Raw genomic sequence first — 18,074 nt, 5'->3', positions numbered from 1 at the left:
TGCTTACTTATATAGTCTTTTGTTTAACCATATGGCTTTATATAGTTTTTGCTTACTTATATAAGATTATTTATTTAAAAGTGGAGCTACTTGCGATTCGTAAGCGCGCAAAGCCATGTCAATCACATTGTGCATATCGTAATAGCTGTAAGTTCCCAAGCGACCACCGAAAACAGTGTTCGGCTCAGCTGCAGCAAGCTCCGCATAGCAAGCATACAATGCTTTATCTGCATCAGTATTCACAGGATAGTAAGGCTCATCCTCGCGAGTTGCAGCGCGAGAATACTCCTGCCATACAACAGTTTCCCCAGCTTTCACGCTTTTGCCCGGCACGAAATCAGCTTCACTGCTAGCTTCACCACTAGCCTCTCCACCAACTTCCTCGCGCTCTGGATTAAAGTTCTTAAACTCAATCGCGCGCGTAAATGGCACATCAGCATCCGAATAGTTCATAACTGGGCAGCCGAAGTGGTCACTCTCCTCGTAACGCACTTCCTTAAAGTCCACAGTTCGCCACTTCAATTCGCCGAGCGCATAGTCAAAATACCTATCAACCGGACCGGTATAAACCACAGGCACTCCAGCCTCCGCCAACGCGCGCTTGTTAAACGGCTGTGATTCGTCGAAAAAGTCTACGCCAAGCGAAACGTGGATTCTAGGATCGTCAATCATGCGCTGCATCCAAGCTGTGTAGCCGTCTGTTGGCAAGCCTTCCCAAGTGTCTTTAAAGTAGCGATTATTGTAGTTAAATCGCACAGGCAAGCGCTTAATAATTCCAGCAGGAAGCTCAGAAGGATCTGTTTGCCACTGCTTTGCTGTGTAGTTTTTAATAAACGCTTCATAAAGCGGACGGCCAATTAAGCTAATGCCCTTATCGTTCAAATTCTGCGGATCTTTGCCAGCAAACTCCCCCGCTTGGCTTGCAATCAAAGCCTTCGCTTCTTCTGGCGTGTAATGAGCGTGGAAGAACTGGTTAATAGTACCCAAGTTGATTGGCAGTGGATAAACTTCGCCGTCGTGAGTTGCATAAACGCGATGCACGTAGTTAGTAAACGACGTAAAACGGTTCACGTAATCCCATACGCGCTTATTGCTTGTGTGGAAAAGATGCGCACCATACTTATGAATTTCAATTCCTGTACGCTCGTCAAAATACGAGTAAGCATTGCCGCCAATATGATTACGAACGTCAATAATTTCAACGCGAGCGCCAGTATGTTCCACTGCTTGCTGAGCTACAGTTAAGCCGAACAAACCAGCTCCAACAACCACTAAATCTGGGTAAGTTGTATTTTGGGAGGTTGCTGACTGCGTCATATTATTTACCTTTCGTACTTTCAGTTGGACCTATTATTTAAACTATGCTCCAACTCAATTCATTCATGCACAATACATTTCAAGAATAGGCTTAAGCGTATATATACGTATATATAATGTCTAATATGACTAAGGCAAAGAGTGCAGAAAACCGCGCAGAAACCCAAAATAAGCAAGAAATGCAAGAAAAACAAGATTCTAACAGCGCAAATAGCAACAATAAAGGTTGGGAAGTTGTAAATCGTGTTGTTTACCCTGTAAAAGACACTGAAATTACTATGCCGCTTTACGTAATTCCGTGGCATCGCTCGTACTTGCAGCGTACTGTGCTCGATCCTCGTATGAATACGCGCGCAATCGATATAAATAATCTAAATCTTACTGATTTTAAAAAGCTTCTTGCAGACACAAGCAGTCACTTACCAAATGTTGAAACTCAAGATGTTTGCACTGTTCTTTCGCGAAACTCACTTTGCATTGACGCAGGAAAACATGTGTCTCTTTGCACTTTCTTTAACGCTTTTCCTGCAAGCTATTGGCAGCATTGGACGCGCGTAAAAACTGTTAAGTTTACTGCAAACGTTGAAGGCACTGGCTACTTGCAACTTATGCGATCGACTGGTCGCGGACTTACTTATCCTGTGCAAAAGTTTGAGTTTAATTCTAATAAACAGCAAAATCAGCCAGAACAGCAAAATCAGCCAGCACAGGTTACGCAAAATCAGTCTGCGCAAACCATCAGCTACGAAATACCTATGACAGGTCTTGCAGACGGTGGATATTTTTGGTTTGAAGCTAAAGCAAGTGATTCTAGTTGCTTTACTGTTAGCAATGCTGAGTGGAGCGTGCCATGCGCGAATAAAGTGCAATCAGGCAAACAACAGCAATCAAATAGCACTTTTTCTATTGCTATTACTACGTTTAATCGCCCTTCATACTGCCACAATCAGCTGAAAGCAATAGCAGAAAACACAGCCCTTCGTGCGCGACTTGACACAATTTATTGCACGGATCAAGGCACCGATTTAGTTAAGAATCAGCCTGGATTTAATGAAACAAGTGCAAATCTTGGCAACCAGCTCACTTATATTCAACAGGCTAATTTAGGCGGTTCCGGCGGATTCTCACGAGGCATGTTTGAGACGCTTAAAGCTGGAAAAAGCAGCTACACTATGCTTCTCGACGACGATGCAATTAGCGAAACAGAGTGCATTCTTCGCGCGCTTCAATTTGCTGATTACACGATAAAGCCTGCTATTATTGGCGGCGGAATGCTTCACTTGGATAATCGTACCGTCCTTTACACTCAAGGCGAGCGATTCACTCGTAATAACGTATGGATGAAGCCTTCACAGAATCTTGATTACAATCATGATTTCGCAGCGATTACTTTGCAAGATTGCCCTGAGCGCCATCAACGAATAGACACTGATTACAACGGTTGGTGGATGAGCCTTATCCCAACTGCAATTATGAAAGAAATCGGTCTTTCGTTACCTGTGTTTATTAAGTTTGACGACACTGAATATTCGATTAGAGCGCTTGAGCACGGTTATCACACGATTTGCTTGCCAGGAGTTGCAGTTTGGCACCAGGCTTGGCACGATAAGGATCCTTCGCGCACTTGGGAAGAGTACTTCTTCCAGCGCAATCGTTGGATTTGCGGACTACTTCATTGCACTAAACCAAGCTTGCGTTTTGCGATTGAAATGCTTCGAAGTGACTTGGCTTCCGGCTTAAAACTCGCGTATTCTGCAATGCATTTGCATCATATGGGATTGCAAGATATTTTGCGAGGACCACAATATATTGTTGATTCGATGCCGCAAAAGCTTGGCGAGGTTCGTAAAGCGCGTCAATCCTTTAGTGATACGCAGCCTATAAGTGACGAATCGATTATTAGCGAGGTTTCGCGCGAGCACGTAAGTCCGTTTACTGCACATGATGCTAAAGCTTTACGTAAAGCACAAAAGCACGCAACAATTAAGGCTCTGTTAGCGCACGAAAAACACAAAAAGAACGCAACGAGCGCGAAGAATCCTCGTCCGGAAGTTGCGATTCCAGCTCAAGATGTTTCTTGGCCTTCGTTTGTTGGCGTAAATACTGCAATTGTCACAGCCCCAGATGGCACTACGCTGAATCTTTTCCAAAGAGATAGCAAATTATTCCGTAAACTGTTGCGAACAGACGTATTCTTGGCTTTAAAGATGTTACGCCGCTGGAAGAAGCTTTCTAAAGCGTATCGCGCTTACGATATGGCTAGCGTTGAAAGTTGGGATAAAATCTTCAGCTCAACTAACAACAAATAAGTAACGGCGATGGCGAAAACAGCTACAAAAAGCCATAGAAATCACCGGCAAATGTTTCACGAAATTTCACGAAACTTGCTTAATCGTCATCGCACGATCGCTTAGCAAAGCATAATCGCGATTACGACTATCTCTGATTACAAACGTGCAAGCGTTCGCATCCACAGCCACAGCTAACAAATCAGTGTAATCATCCTCAGTTGGGCTAGGCGTACGCAAGGAAGTAAAAAGCGTAAACTCGCCATTATTAAACAAATTTAACGGCATTTCAAAATGCACTATTTGATGCCCACGCTTTTGCATTTTCAGCACTTTAGAACCAGTATCGTAAGTAATTCCGCCGCGCCGAATATCATGCAAAGCAATCGCCAAATAGAAATCACCCGGCTCGTCATACTGATACTCAACAGCAAAACGGAAAGTATCGCTACTCTTGTAAATCTTGTCTTCCAAAGCATACGTCCTAAGCAACGGACACTTTGCATTTAATCCTTGCGCATACTGCCCCTTGCACATCTTTTCGCCAAGCTTATCCTGCTTTGCGCGCTCAGCTTCAATATTTGCCAAAGTATATTGATCTGCCACGGACTCGGTATTTCCAATCGCAGCAACTTCACCGTCGCTAATCATCATCGCACGCGTGCAATAGCGTTTCACAGCATTCATATCATGCGTAACAAGAATAACGGTTTTAGTAGGATCTTTTCGAATTTCAGTAAAGAAAGAATCACACTTACGCTGGAAAGCTTCGTCGCCAACAGCCAAAACTTCATCAAGAACTAGAATATCTCCCTGAGCTTTAATTGCCACAGAAAAAGCCAGTCGAACTTGCATACCAGAAGAATAATTCTTTAACTTTTGATCCATAAAATCTTCAAGCTCAGCAAATTCCACAATATCGTCATACATTGCGTCGATTTCTGCGCGAGTAAATCCAAGTAAAGCTCCGTTAAGATAAACGTTTTCGCGTCCTGTAAGCTCTGGATTAAACCCAACACCAAGCTCAATAAAAGGAACGAGCTTGCCTTTTACTTTCACACTTCCAGTATTTGGGTAATAGATTTGCGAAATAATTTTCAGCAACGTTGATTTTCCGCCACCGTTTCGCCCGACTATTCCGAAGAATTCACCGCGATGCACTTGGAAACTTATATCCTTAAGCACATGCTGGAATTTGTAGCCTTTAATGCCTTTAGTAAGATTTATAAAAGCCTGTTTTAAGCCAGTTGCTTGCTCGGTTGGCAATTTAAAATATTTGCCCACGTGATTTACAGACAAAACAATATCGTCGTCTCTTGCTTCAACGTCGTCTCTTGCTTCAACGTCATCTTGCAACTTATTCATAAAATCCACTTCCCCATCATAGCTTTCGTAAAATTTTCGTGATTTTAAAATCAGTCATACAGTTTCTTGCAACACATCACATAACTTCTACAAAAGCATGACTATTTTTCTTAAACACATAAATACCAATCAGAAAAACTAATATCGTTAGCAAAATAGGAACAAAAGACATCCATGAAAGCCCGAATAAACTCCACACAGTTGGCTGCGTATCAGGAGCGATAAGATTATGCCTCATATCCTGAATGCATTGAGCTATAGGATTAAGCAATTCCATCCTTGCTAACTTAGCGAAAATACCGCCTTTATTAATTACGTAGCTAAGCGGATAAATAATTGGCATTCCATAAAATAGTAGCTGCTGAGCCACTTCCCAAATATGCAAAATATCGCGGAAATACACATACATAGTAGACATTATTAGTGCGATTCCAATAGCGATTACATAAAGCTGAATCAAGCTAATAGGAAGTAAAACTACTCTCCACGTAAAATGAACACCGTTGAAAATAGCGAAGAAAAGCACAACTATTAAGTTAATTAAGAAGCTTATTAAAGACCCGATAGTTGCCGAAACTACAACAATATAGTTAGGGAAATGAATTTTACGCAACAAATCGCCACGATCTACAAGCGAGCGCAATCCAATAGACGTAGATTCTTGCACAAACTGCCACGCGCTAATACCTAAAAGCAGCACCACTGGATACGTTGACGTGCCATCAGTCATACGCAAAAACTTGCCAAAAATAAGATACATTACGCAAAACATCATCAATGGCTTTAAAGCTGACCACGCTACGCCCAAGAAAGATCCTTGGTAGCGCAACTTAAAATCAGTTTTTACTAAGCCTCTAAGCACGATAATGGCGTACGAATACTTTTTACGACAATGATCTATCAGATTTTTCACGGTACTCATATTATCAGTTAGATTGTAATTGAATTTGCGTGTTGTCTAGCGTACACATAAACCTCTTTGTGTTAACATCATAACTATGCCAAAAATATCTATTATTGTTCCGATTTATAACGTTGAAGCCTTTTTACAGCAATGCTTGGAGTCTATTCAAAATCAAACTTTTACTGATTGGGAATGCTTAATGTTTTCAGATGGAAGCAAAGACGGTTCCATCGATATTATGAAATCTTTCGCTAAGAAAGATAGTCGATTCGTTGTTATTGAAAAAGAAAACGAGGGCTATGGAGCTACTTGCAATCGCGGCTTGGAGCGCGCTAAAGGCGAGTGGATTAGCATTGTTGAGCCTGACGATTTCATCGACCCACACATGTATGAGCGTCTTTTAAGCAATACAGATCTTACGGATGAAAAAATCGATGTTATTAAAGGCGGATACTGGCTTTTTTATGATGGAAAAGATGGATATAAGGATGCAGTAGACACGCCAAACTTGTGCTATTTTATGCCGAAGCACAGGTCTATTTTTAGCTTAAACGAGTTCGCTGAGCCTTTCTACCATCACCCTTCTATTTGGTCTGCTATTTACCGCAAAGATTTTCTTAACGGAGATAACAAAAATAATGAGACCATACGTTTTAAGCCGATTCCTGGAGCAGGTTGGACCGATAATCCTTTCTTCGCACAAACTATGGTTTTAGCGAATAAAATCTGCTGGAATCCTGGAAAGTACTACTATTATCGTCAAACTAATCCTGGCGCTTCTAGTTTATTGAAAGATTTTCATCTTCCTTTCGATCGTTTGCGTGATATGCGCGAATTTCTTAGCAAGCAGAATATTTCACGCGAAGTTTTGCAAGCTTTTTATTCGCGCGAATTTGATTACGTTAATTCGTTAATCACAGAATTTGGTTTCGACGATAAGAATCCTGAAATACGCAAGCTTATTTACGAAGTTTTTAGTTCTATGGATTCAAAAGAAGTTTTCCTTATGGCTTCTCGCCTGAAGCCAGAATTTATGGATTACTACATGGATTTCTTGGGATCCTCGTACGAAGTTAAAGCGCACAAAGCAGAATCTAATCCTGAGCTTTCTCTTGTCATTTTCACTCATAATGCTCATTCTTGGATTGTTGACTCCCTCAAAGCTTGCACTTCTATAAGCAATATTTCTTGCGAATTTATTATTGTTGACTCTCATTCTTTGGATAGCACTCTTAATATCGCTAAGAGATTTACAGATAAAGATAAGCGCTTTACAATTCAGCAAAATGACGATTCATGCACTATAAAAGACATGATTTCTAAGGCAGTTGATTACGCTCATGGAAAATACACGATTTTCATGCCTTCAAGCTATATAATCAACGAAAATGTGCTTAAATCCGCTTTAGATAATCTACACAAATGCTCTAATAATAAAAATAAGATTATTGATCTTGAGTTCTTTAATAACAAAAGCTTGCATAGCGATTATCTAATTGATTGTTCTATTAAAAATGATATTAAGAATAATATTGATCTTTCCAACGAAAGCTTTATTAGAGCTGTAAATAGTGATGACACAGTGCAAGATACTTATTACGGATCTTATGAACCTAAGGATATTTCAGAACTTCTTATAAACAGCTGCTACAGCTACGGTTGGCAGAAAATATGGAGAACTGACTTCTTGAAATCTGCTCACATAGAAGCTGGAGATAACGATACTCCTGCAACTCTTATGACTTTTAGCACTCGCGCAGCATTAGAAGCTCAAAATATTATGTATTGCGATTTGGCTAAATCATACGAAAATGCTTATGGAAGATTCAGTGTTGGAGCTGGAGAAGGATTCGAAAATCTTAATACTAAAACGATTCCAGAAAACTTCTGGCTTTCAATAGAGCATAATACGTCGTTTAATGAAGCACCCCTTGAAGTTAATTCAGTGCTAGAAGTTGGAAAATGGCTTGAAAGCGAAGGACTTCTTGAAACATATAATCAGGGATACGCGAATGCTCTTGTGGAAAGCTTCGTTCACGATTGCCATACGCGAGTAACTTCTGAATCCTTAGCAAACATCGTTCAAGACAAGCTGCAAGAAGTATTAAAAGCTCTGAATTATGAGGAAAATTCACATATCTTGCCAACGTATTTCTACGACGAAAAAGCTTATAACGAGTTCCAAAAACTACAACTTAACGCTAATTCTCGCACTTTGTGGCTAAAGGAACGCATGTTTGAGTTTGAGCGCAAAAGCGAATTATGCGAGCAGGAAATTAGTAGCATTCGCACTTCTGCGCGCTATCTGATTGGCGAAAAAATCGTAAAAACAGCGAAGAAAATAACTCTCCCAGTGTTTATCGCAAAATTGCAGAAAAAGTTACGCCTTATGAGAAGGGATAACAAATAATTCTGCGAGCGATACTGGTATTTAAAACTACTGATGGCTAAATACTGGTAGCTAAATACTGGTAGCTAAATACTGGTATAACTGGTATAAATACTGGTAGCTAAACCACCAGCGCTTTAACGCCAATAAGCTTAATGCAACTAACCCTTATGTTTTGTGCTCTATTTACGCGCGTAAGGGTTAGTTTCAATATCTTGCTTAATCGCCTCAATAGTATGTTTGTCGTTGAGTAATTCACGGCTTACATGTTGCAAGTGCGAAACCATATCTGAAGGAAGCTGATAAATATTCCCGTAATAGTTGAAGAGAATTTTTTCTGCTTTATTAGGTACTAGAATTTCGAATTTTTCAAATTCTTCTTGCCTAAGTGGGAACATATCCTCATATTGAGATGTGTATATTAGTTCAGAATCGACGTTATCAAGCCCGTAAATAATATTGCACTCGTTACTATTAGATTCATTTGCAATAATATTTTCGCTTTTTGCAATATTTTGATATTTAGTGAAAATATTTTCTATTTCGCTACTAAGTTCTTCGCCATCTTCCAAATATCCATTCGCAAGCCACTTATTATAAAAAGGATTAGATTTCAAATCTTCCTTTAGCTCTTCACGAATTTCAATAAACCTTTTCTTAGTATGCTCATCGTATTTAGGCATGTAATCGTAGAAGAAGATATCAATAAAGCTAGGATCTTCAGAATTTTTATATCGCAATCTAAGCTGTCTGCAGAAAACGTAAGGGTCAAATACAAGTACTGCGCGATAGCGTTTAGACAGCTTTTCGTCTTTTTTAAGCAATTCGAGAAGCTTATCTACGTCACTTCGCATCATTCCTAAATCTGTATCGTCATCCCAAGGAATAAATCCGCGATGGCGAATAGTTCCAAGCAAAGTGCCAAAATCAGCCCAATATCGCAAATTATATTCTTTAGCAACCGCTGCAAATTCACTTAAAAGCGAAGCGCAACCGCGTTGAATAAGTCTCACTGAACCCGTTGCTTGAGGAAGACCATAGTAAAAGCGCTTGCGAGCGTCAAAATCGCTTTCGTTGTCATTTCGATAGTTTGCCCAAGCTAAAAGAGAAGCGTGCTCTCGATTCGTAAGTATGTTAACGTGCATATTGCGTTGGTTTTCAAGAATGCGCGGCAATTGCTCGTCTAACACGCGTTGCATGCGATCTATGCTTGCCTGTAAATCGCTAACTTGCGCTCTAAGATCTTTTATTGAACGTTTTGATGAAGGACAATGCTCAATAAATTTGCGCATTAGCTTACGAAATACAGACGCCATACTTACACCTTCTGTTGTTTTCTCTCACTTTTACTAGCAAAAGTCATATGGTTATTTATTATAATACGGTTTGTATCTCGCATGCACCTTTATAGCGTTGTAAAGTTTGCAAAATTTAACATCGTCGGTGTTCAAAATAAAAATTTAATAGCTATTTTTGAACGCTTGTTGTATAATTAATAAAATACCAACCACAAGCGAGGCTCGCATGGCTATTAATCACAACGAATTTAAGCTTCTTACAACGCTATTAAATAACAAAAACAGCAGTGTACAGTTAAGTCAGCGAGACATAGCATCTCAATCAGGGCTTTCACTCGGAACTGTTAATTCAGCAATAAAAAGCGCAGAAAATAAAAATCTTATTGAAACAGCAAACGAATTGCGCATCACTGAAGAAGGCATTAAATCTCTTGAACCATATAAAGTACGCAACGCTATTATTATGGCAGCAGGCTTTTCTTCAAGATTTTCTCCTATTTCATACGAGCTACCTAAAGGACTAATCAAAGTTCGAGGAGAAGTTCTTATTGAACGCCAAATCAAACAGCTTCATGAAGCTGGGATTAACGATATAACAGTTGTTGTCGGCTACAAGCAAGAGCAATTTTTCTACTTAGAAGACGCTTTTAACGTAAAAATCGTGCCAAATAGCGAGTACAGCACGCGCAATAACAACAGCTCAATTATGGCAGTAGCAAACCAACTATCAAACACTTATATTTGCTCATCCGACAATTATTTCGACGAAAATCCATTTGAAAAATACGTTTGGAAAGCTTATTATTCCGCACAATTCCAGCAAGGTCACACTAAAGAATGGTGCATGACTTACGGCGCGCATGATCGTATTACAAAAGTCACGATCGGCGGAAGTAACGCTTGGTACATGATTGGTCACGTGTATTTTGACGAAGCATTTTCTAAGCGATTTGTGCAAATTCTTCGTGAAGAATACGATTTGCCGCAAACTGCAGGAAAGCTTTGGGAGGATATTTTTATTGAACACATTGACGAACTCGACATGCAAATGCGAAAGTACGATACGCCAATTATTCACGAATTTGATTCTATTGATGAGCTGCGCGAATTTGATCCACTTTTCCTAGAAAATATTGATAGTGCAATTTTTGACCATATCACTCAAACGCTTAAATGCAAAAAATCCGATATTCATAACGTTTATCCGCTTAAAAAAGGTCTTACTAATTTATCTTGCCATTTTTCGGTCGGGAATAGCGAATACGTTTATAGGCATCCTGGCGTTGGAACAGACGTGCTTATTAATAGACAAGCCGAAGCTGAAGCTTTGCAATTGGCTCAAAAACTTGGTTTAGATGGCACTTTTATTACAGCAGACGCTAAAGAAGGCTGGAAGATTTCACGATTTTTGCCAGATTGCCATATTGCGGATATGCATGATCCTAACCAACTACGAGAAAGCTTGAAATTAGTTCGTTCTTTGCATGAAAGTAACGAAAGCGTGCATCGCAACTTTGATTTTTACGCTGAATCTCAGCGCTATATGAAAGAGCTTAATGATAGAAATGTGGAAATACCGCAAAAAATCATCGACTTGAGTGTTTTAGCTGACAAGCTTCATAACTTTGTAATTACTCAAGACGGCACGCATACTTGCCTTTGCCATAATGACATACTAGGCGCAAATATTTTAATAGATCAAAACAATCGCTATCATCTTATCGATTGGGAATATGCTGGAATGTCTGATTACGCTCAAGATTTTGGTACTTTATGCGTTTCGGACGAATTCAATAACACTGAGATAAACGAAGCTATGTCTGTTTATTTAGCACATACTCCGTCAGCACAAGAAAAGCGTCATTTGCTGGCTTATATAGGATTTGCAGGATGGTGCTGGCATTTGTGGTCACTTGTTAAACAAGCAGAAGGCGAAAATATAGGGACTTGCATGTACACGTACTACAGTTATGCGAAACGCTATATTAATGAAGCTTTAAAAGCTTATGAAAATAACAAATAATCGACAAACTAAGAATAAACAAGCAAACGGAAGCTGAATAAGCAGCATATAAGAAAGCTACAGATAAACAAGCAGAAACAAATCACGAACATCTTCTAAAAGCAAGTAGGTATTTATGAAATATTCGTTTCTAAGTGGACTTTTATGGGGAGTAGATACAGCTCTTCTAGCTCTTTTAACTGCATCATTCGTATTTACAAATAACGCATCTTACGCAAACAACACTGCTCTAGTAATCTTCACAGGAATTATTGGCGCATTACTTCACGATATTGTATGTGCAATACTCATATGGACTTATATAAGCGTTAGAAAAAAGTGGAATAAAACTTTTGAAATACTAAAAAAGCCAAAAATTCTCACGCCTATTATCATAGGATCTTTACTTGGCGGACCTATTGGTATGAGCGGATACGTTTTAGCAGCAAGCAATATAGGAGCAGGATACGCTGCAGCAATTTCCGCACTGTACCCTGCTTTTGGAGCAGTTCTTTCAGCAATCGTACTAAAAGAACGTTTAAGCGCAAAAAAATACGCAGCTTTTACTTTAGCTCTTATAGCAGTAGGAGCACTTGGATATTATTCATGCTCTGATGCGCAAAATACACTAGGTTCTGCAAATATTACAAACACGCTATTAGGGTTAGCTGGAGCATTTTTAAGCGTAATCGGTTGGGGCAGCGAAGCTGTAGTATGCGCTTGGGCAACTAGAAAACAAAGCGCGGACGACGAAACAATCTTACACATTCGAGAAACAGTATCTGCTATTTCTTACACGATAATCGCGTTAATACTATGCTTCACAGCCAATATTTCAGTAAGTAGCATATTCGCATCCTCTAAGCTTCTATCAACTGTATCAATGCTAATTGCAATAGGCTTACTTGGAACAGGGTCATATTTAAGCTATTATCGCGGAATTGCACAAGTAGGAGCTTCTCGCGCAATGGCAGCAAACGTCACGTACGCTGCATGGGGAATGATTGCATCCTCCATAATTTACCAAACAATGCCATCAATTATCGCTTGGATTTGCTGCATTACTATTATGTGTAGCACGATTTTCGTAGCGCGAAAGTAGCATATCAAAACCTTGCGCAGCAAACGGAATCATAAGCAAGTATGCTGGCAAAATATATTGCGATTGCGCTTCCCACATAAGATACAAAACAGCAATACCGAATACAATTACGAAAGGCGTTAAATATTCGCAAGAAATAGATTTTTTCTTACGCAAAGTTACGCATAAAAATAGCGCGTTAAAAGCTACAAGCATAAATTGAAGAGCATCCAAGAATGTAAACGTAATAAAGCCAAGCTTTCCGGAATAAAGCGACTTTAAAACAGGATTCATTTTACGCTCAATCAAAACTGGCCTACCTGGGCCGCTCCACTTCCAACTACTTGCAAGCAAAGATTCATAGGTTGGCTCAAGCCATTCTCCAGCAAACTTTTTAGTTATGAAGCTAAAACCATCTGCAGGATTATTTGCGAAATGCTTAAGATTATTGCGTAATAATGCTGTAGATTCTTTCTTAATATTATCCTTGTTATATGTTTTAACGTCAAAGCTCGTAGGATATCCGTTATACCATCCAGGATTATTTGGACCTGTTTTGCGAGACGGATCAGTTGCCATTGCAAGCCAAACAGTAGAAGGCAAACCATTTTTTGCATTATGGCCAAAAGAATTAGCTGAACTTGCTACAGCAACATTACTTAAAGCAAAGAACACAATCGCGAGCAATACGCAAACAGCGTGCTCCCACTTTTTAGAACGCAATGCAGATACAATCCACACAACAATCATTCCAAGTAGGAAATAAACCATAGTTGACTTAAGCAATATAGCAAAGAATATGCAAATCAGTGCCTGGACCGCGTTAAGCCAACTTCCGCTTTTAATATTCTTCGCGTGGAAGATAAGCGCGCCAAAAACAAACGGCAAACACACAGTATTACCGTACGCAAAAGTCGCGTAAAAAATCATAGGCAAAAACGCTGCGTACAAAAGCAGAGAAAGAATAGTCACATTTTTATTACGGAATAACAAATTCACGTAGTATGCAATAAGAATTCCAGTAATAGCAGCGCATAACACGTTCAATACTTCAAAAGCAAGATATGCATTAGAGCCAAAAATGATTACCAAAAATCGCATAAGAGAAAGAAGCGGGAATTGGAATGGGAAGCGAGTCAGGTAACCGCCAGGGCAAATAATCCACGATAATTCCGACGTATCAGTAGCGCAATTTATAGGTTTTCGATTAGGATCCGCATAATATTGCGCCGCGTTAAACATATAGGCAGAATCCCATTCAGGCCAAGTATGAGTGACCCTTACCCACAAAAATCCTAATATAAGCACATAAGCAAAAACTGCTATTGCAAAGTATCGAATACGAATCTTATCAAAAATATTTCGCTTCTTTAAAAACGCGAAAATAAAGAATAATAAAGCGCTTAAAGCGAGTACGAATGGAGACTGAAACCACAAAAACTCAAGTCTGTACTCCCCCGGGAAAAGATGAGCAGAAAGAATTAAGCTAAGTAGTGCTAATGCGCTGAAAAATATGGCTGAACACCACACAATAGCATTGCTAAAAAAGCGCCCGAGCATTACGCTTACATGCTGAAAACGCTCAATCATACTTTTAACCCCTTTAAAGATTGCTTTCACAAAGCGCCGTAACAAAAATTGTATTTATAAAGGCGATATTTACAAAGATTTCTCGATATAGTAACGCGGACGATGCTTAGATTCCAAGTAAATCTTGCCAATATAGCTTCCAAGTATGCCCATCGAAATCATAAGGAATCCGCCAATAAACCATATTGAGCACATAAGCGAAGACCAGCCGACAGCAGTGTGATTAGTAAACAGCGAAACAATTACGTAAATAAACATGGCGAAAGCAATAACAATAGAAAGCAATCCCATATACGTAACTAACCTAAGCGGCTTAACTGAAAACGAAGTAATACCCTCTAAAGCGAAAGAAATCATCTTCTTCAAAGGATACTTTGAAACTCCGGCAGTTCTTACACCACGCTCGTAATAAACTTTGCCAGTTTTAAATCCAAGCATTGGCACAATTCCGCGAAGGAATAAGTTCACTTCACTGTATTCGCTTAGAGCATCCAAAGCAGGAGCGCTCATTAGACGATAATCCGCATGATTCGGAACAACTTCCGCACCCATTGCGGCAAAAACCTTGTAAAAAGCCAAAGCAGTATTGCGTTTAAACCACGTGTCTTTTTTGCGCGAAGAACGAACTCCGTAAACAATCTCGCAATGCTCTTCAACAAACTTTCTAAGCATTGCGTCTACTGCATTCACATCATCTTGTAAATCAGAATCCATAGAAATAGCGGCATCGCAACCCTTCTCGCGCGCATACATAAGTCCTGCGTAAAGAGCATTTTGATGACCGCGATTATGCGCAAGTTTTACACCGCCAAAAAGTGAAGGATCATAAGTATTAAACGAAGAAATCAAATCCCAAGTAGAATCTTTAGACCCATCGTCAACAAAAATTACGCGACTAGAAGAATCAATAAGCCTACGAGATACAAGGCTATTCATTTTATTGCGAAGAACTTCCGCGGTAGTTGCAAGTCCTTGTTCTTCATTAAAGCAAGGCACAACAATGTATAAAACTGGTGCTTTAATCTGTAAATCTTCCATATTTCTATTTTTTATATTTTTGTTTTTTATATTTTTGTTTTTTATATTTTGCGTTTTTATATCTAGGTTATTTATATCTCTGTTATTTATATCTCTGATTTTACAATCAACATCTTGACTGTCAGTATTTTGACGATTATCAGCAGAATTCTTCACAAATAAAAAGTATAATATACAACCAGTATCTGATAAAAGTTGCATCAACTACAGTCACTCACATCGATAATTACATATGAAAATGGCCGGCATGCTTATCACGCCGGCCATTCGATTATTAATTGCTTAAATTATTACTTTTATTGCTTGATTATTGCTAATAATTACTAATTTGCAATTATTACTTATCTCGCTTCAAGCACGGAATTCTGGCACTTCTGACGCCAAATACCCTTGCCGTCGTAATGTTCATCTTCAACAGGTCCGCCGACTTTTTCAAAGTCACCGCGTGCGTAATAATCCTTGCGAAGATTAAACAATATTGCGAACTTATCGCGCGAGCCGCGAGTCCACAAATCGCCGTTCTTGCACTTCTGACGCCACCAGCCGTTGCCCATGTCTTCTTCATCAGCAACAGGCGCGCCAAGACGAGGAGTACCGCCATGCTTGTAGAACGAACCGCGCAGATTAAACATTATTGCAAGCTTAGTATCTCGTCCGTAAGTCCAAACGTCACCATTCTGACACTTCTGACGCCACCAGCCGCCACCAATGTTTTCCTCATCAGCAACAGGCGCACCAAGACGATTGCAATCTCCGTGATTGTAATAGGAATCTCGCAAATCGTATTGAATTACAAGCTTCGTACTACGTCCGTGAGTCCACAAATCACCATTCTCGCACTTCTGACGCCACCAGCCGCCGCCCATATCTTCTTCATCAGCAACAGGAGCGCCAAGACGAGGAGTACCACCATGCCTATAGAACGAGCTACGGAGATTAAACATTATAGCGAATTTCTTATCTGAACCATGAGTCCAAACGTCACCATTCTGGCACTTCTGACGCCACCAGCCGCCACCAATGTTTTCCTCATCGGCAACAGGAACACCGAGACGAGACTCGCCACCATGATCATAATAAGATCCGCGCAACTCGTATTGAATTACGAACTTCTTATTACGTCCGTGAGTCCAAACGTCACCATTCTGACACTTCTGACGCCACCAGCCGCCACCTAAATTCTCTTCATCGGCAACAGGCGCGCCAAGACGGTTGAATCCACCGTGAGAGTAGTAAGCATCGCGCAATTCATATTGCAGCACGAACTTGTCACCACCACGGCTCCATACTTCGCGGCGTCCATTCTTACTAATATTCCAGCCGGTTCCGTTATTTTCTGAAGACTGAACAGAGACCCTACCGAAATGCATCAAAGGACCGCTTGTAATAACGCTTCCATCGGCCATGCCAAATGCGTTCAAATCCACTCGTCCATCAATACCATCAATATCTCCACTGGAAGTGTACTGCCATCCAATTAACGGAGTTGTCATATCAAATCCAGGGCGCATTCCATAACTTGCAACCCAGCTTGTACGATCATGTATGAAGCTTGAATTAAGCGGACCCTTCAAATAATTCGCGTATGAATAGATACCAAGATTGTCATAGCCTGCATCAACTAATTGATTCCACCATGAAGCAACAATATCCTGATAAACATACGGAGAATTAGGAGGATTGTGACCGCTCCAGCTCCATTTTTCCAAATCGTAATACACTGGGTAAGTTAAGTCGGAAGGCTTAACTCCTAAGCCACGCAATTTTTTAACTAAATCTACGCCTTCTGAAGCACCATCTTCTGGGGTTTCAGCATAAGAATAAAGATAAACGCCAAACGGTATGCCTAAACGCTTGCATTCGCTAATATTGCGCCTTGCCTGCTTATCGTATCCGTTATCCCAGCCGTAGCTTACGCGAATAATAGCACCGTCAACGCCTGAAGTACTGACCTTTTCCCAGTCAATCTTCTTCTGATGCTCGGAAACATCAATAACAGCAGTTGCATTTCTTGCAAAAACATTGTCATAACCATCAATGAATGTTACGGCACCTGAATCATCTGTATCCCAATGAGCACCATATTCGTTTCCGTAAACAGCTATATTTCGTACGCTGCTTGTTGTGCGGACTGTTCCAGAAATATTCTGATTCAAGGCTTCACTAAAAGTAGCATTCTTAACAGTTGGCTTATTTGACGAATTTAGTTCTTGTTCTTTGCTTGAACGATTATTATTCGAAGCACTATTGTTATCTTTCGCGCTATCTTTCGCGTTAGATTTCGCGTTATCTTTCGCGCTAGTTTTATTTGATTGAACAATAGCTTTACGAACTTCTGAAACTTTTACAGGTTCAAATCGTACGCCATTCGTAAGCTCTAATGGATCGGCAGGATGATCTTTTGTACCGACAAGTTTTTTATCGGTTACAGTTTTTCCTGTATCCAGAGACTTTAACTTTCCATCCTTTGTGAAAGCGTACTTTGAAGAAACAACTTCAGCATCGTTTGGAACTGATGAATTAATCTTCTTAGGAAGCTCCACATTCGGATTGTTAGGAATAGAAGATGAGTTATTAACATTATTTGATTGATTTAATTTAGCTCGCAAATCATCAGACGAATCTGCATACGTTTGACGAACAACACTCGATTCAGCATTATCTACTAACGATAATTTTTGACGAGGTCCACAAACGTTCGCACTGAAAGCAGTTGCAACTGATATTAAACCTACAAGCACACGCACAATAATCTGTCCCACAAATCCTCCAGACATATGTTTTTACGCGTTTTTGCCTTTA

The 18,074-nt window shown here is 40.0% G+C and carries 11 protein-coding genes; 4 read left to right on the top strand and 7 right to left on the bottom strand.

Going from position 1 to position 18,074, the window contains the following annotated elements:
* Positions 1–66 precede the first annotated feature (66 nt).
* Positions 67–1,317 (bottom strand): UDP-galactopyranose/dTDP-fucopyranose mutase family protein, encoded by a 1,251-nt coding sequence (locus tag BFS05_RS03815; protein WP_103084677.1) that lies wholly within the window; start codon positions 1,315–1,317, stop codon positions 67–69.
* 125 nt (positions 1,318–1,442) lie between these two features.
* Here BFS05_RS03815 and BFS05_RS03810 point away from each other — a divergent pair, with 125 nt between their 5' ends.
* Entirely contained in the window at positions 1,443–3,626 is a 2,184-nt protein-coding gene (locus BFS05_RS03810; RefSeq protein ID WP_103084823.1) for a glycosyltransferase, read from the top strand.
* 66 nt (positions 3,627–3,692) lie between these two features.
* Here the strand turns inward: BFS05_RS03810 and BFS05_RS03805 are convergent, their stop codons facing one another.
* Positions 3,693–4,970, bottom strand: a complete 1,278-nt coding sequence (locus BFS05_RS03805) for an ABC transporter ATP-binding protein (protein ID WP_103084676.1) — start codon at positions 4,968–4,970, stop codon at positions 3,693–3,695.
* Between the two features lie 76 nt (positions 4,971–5,046).
* On the bottom strand, positions 5,047–5,883 hold the full coding sequence (locus tag BFS05_RS03800; protein ID WP_258004237.1) for an ABC transporter permease: 837 nt from the start codon (positions 5,881–5,883) through the stop codon (positions 5,047–5,049).
* Positions 5,884–5,968: 85 nt separating this feature from the next.
* On the opposite strand from BFS05_RS03800, the gene BFS05_RS03795 reads away from it, so the two are divergent.
* The gene (locus BFS05_RS03795; protein ID WP_103084675.1) at positions 5,969–8,284 is read left to right on the top strand and encodes a glycosyltransferase family 2 protein; all 2,316 of its coding nucleotides are present in this window, start codon (positions 5,969–5,971) and stop codon (positions 8,282–8,284) included.
* Positions 8,285–8,445: 161 nt separating this feature from the next.
* On the opposite strand, the gene BFS05_RS03790 is transcribed toward BFS05_RS03795, so the two are convergent.
* Positions 8,446–9,579, bottom strand: a complete 1,134-nt coding sequence (locus tag BFS05_RS03790) for a LicD family protein (protein WP_103084674.1) — start codon at positions 9,577–9,579, stop codon at positions 8,446–8,448.
* 208 nt (positions 9,580–9,787) lie between these two features.
* On the opposite strand from BFS05_RS03790, the gene BFS05_RS03785 reads away from it, so the two are divergent.
* Positions 9,788–11,584: a phosphotransferase gene (locus tag BFS05_RS03785; RefSeq protein ID WP_103084673.1), complete on the top strand. Its 1,797-nt coding sequence runs from the start codon at positions 9,788–9,790 to the stop codon at positions 11,582–11,584.
* Positions 11,585–11,699: 115 nt separating this feature from the next.
* A complete protein-coding gene (locus tag BFS05_RS03780; RefSeq protein ID WP_103084672.1) occupies positions 11,700–12,665 on the top strand; it encodes a DMT family transporter in 966 nt (321 codons plus the stop codon).
* On the opposite strand, the gene BFS05_RS03775 is transcribed toward BFS05_RS03780, so the two are convergent.
* The 3 genes from BFS05_RS03775 to BFS05_RS03765 form a co-directional block, all read right to left on the bottom strand.
* Positions 12,600–14,234, bottom strand: coding sequence for a glycosyltransferase family 39 protein (locus BFS05_RS03775; protein ID WP_103084671.1), 1,635 nt, complete (start codon positions 14,232–14,234; stop codon positions 12,600–12,602). The genes BFS05_RS03780 and BFS05_RS03775 overlap by 66 nt on opposite strands.
* A gap of 69 nt (positions 14,235–14,303) precedes the next feature.
* Positions 14,304–15,272 carry a glycosyltransferase gene (locus tag BFS05_RS03770; RefSeq protein WP_103084821.1) on the bottom strand — a complete coding sequence of 323 codons (969 nt, stop codon included), beginning with the start codon at positions 15,270–15,272 and terminating at the stop codon, positions 14,304–14,306.
* A gap of 341 nt (positions 15,273–15,613) precedes the next feature.
* Positions 15,614–18,049: a glycoside hydrolase family 25 protein gene (locus BFS05_RS03765; RefSeq protein ID WP_103084670.1), complete on the bottom strand. Its 2,436-nt coding sequence runs from the start codon at positions 18,047–18,049 to the stop codon at positions 15,614–15,616.
* Positions 18,050–18,074: the final 25 nt, after the last annotated feature.

The organism is Gardnerella coleohominis, assembly GCF_002896555.1.
GTDB lineage: Bacteria > Actinomycetota > Actinomycetes > Actinomycetales > Bifidobacteriaceae > Bifidobacterium > Bifidobacterium vaginale_F.
The sequence above is the reverse complement of the archived record's forward strand: the minus strand, read 5'-3'. Positions and strand labels throughout refer to the sequence as shown.

Coding starts and splice junctions, on each gene's coding strand:
- BFS05_RS03765 (WP_103084670.1), bottom strand. CDS start 18,049: ATGTCTGGAGGATTTGTGGGACAGATTATTGTGCGTGTGCTTGTAGGT.
- BFS05_RS03780 (WP_103084672.1), top strand. CDS start 11,700: ATGAAATATTCGTTTCTAAGTGGACTTTTATGGGGAGTAGATACAGCT.
- BFS05_RS03805 (WP_103084676.1), bottom strand. CDS start 4,970: ATGAATAAGTTGCAAGATGACGTTGAAGCAAGAGACGACGTTGAAGCA.
- BFS05_RS03775 (WP_103084671.1), bottom strand. CDS start 14,234: ATGATTGAGCGTTTTCAGCATGTAAGCGTAATGCTCGGGCGCTTTTTT.
- BFS05_RS03815 (WP_103084677.1), bottom strand. CDS start 1,317: ATGACGCAGTCAGCAACCTCCCAAAATACAACTTACCCAGATTTAGTG.
- BFS05_RS03770 (WP_103084821.1), bottom strand. CDS start 15,272: ATGGAAGATTTACAGATTAAAGCACCAGTTTTATACATTGTTGTGCCT.
- BFS05_RS03785 (WP_103084673.1), top strand. CDS start 9,788: ATGGCTATTAATCACAACGAATTTAAGCTTCTTACAACGCTATTAAAT.
- BFS05_RS03810 (WP_103084823.1), top strand. CDS start 1,443: ATGACTAAGGCAAAGAGTGCAGAAAACCGCGCAGAAACCCAAAATAAG.
- BFS05_RS03790 (WP_103084674.1), bottom strand. CDS start 9,579: ATGGCGTCTGTATTTCGTAAGCTAATGCGCAAATTTATTGAGCATTGT.
- BFS05_RS03795 (WP_103084675.1), top strand. CDS start 5,969: ATGCCAAAAATATCTATTATTGTTCCGATTTATAACGTTGAAGCCTTT.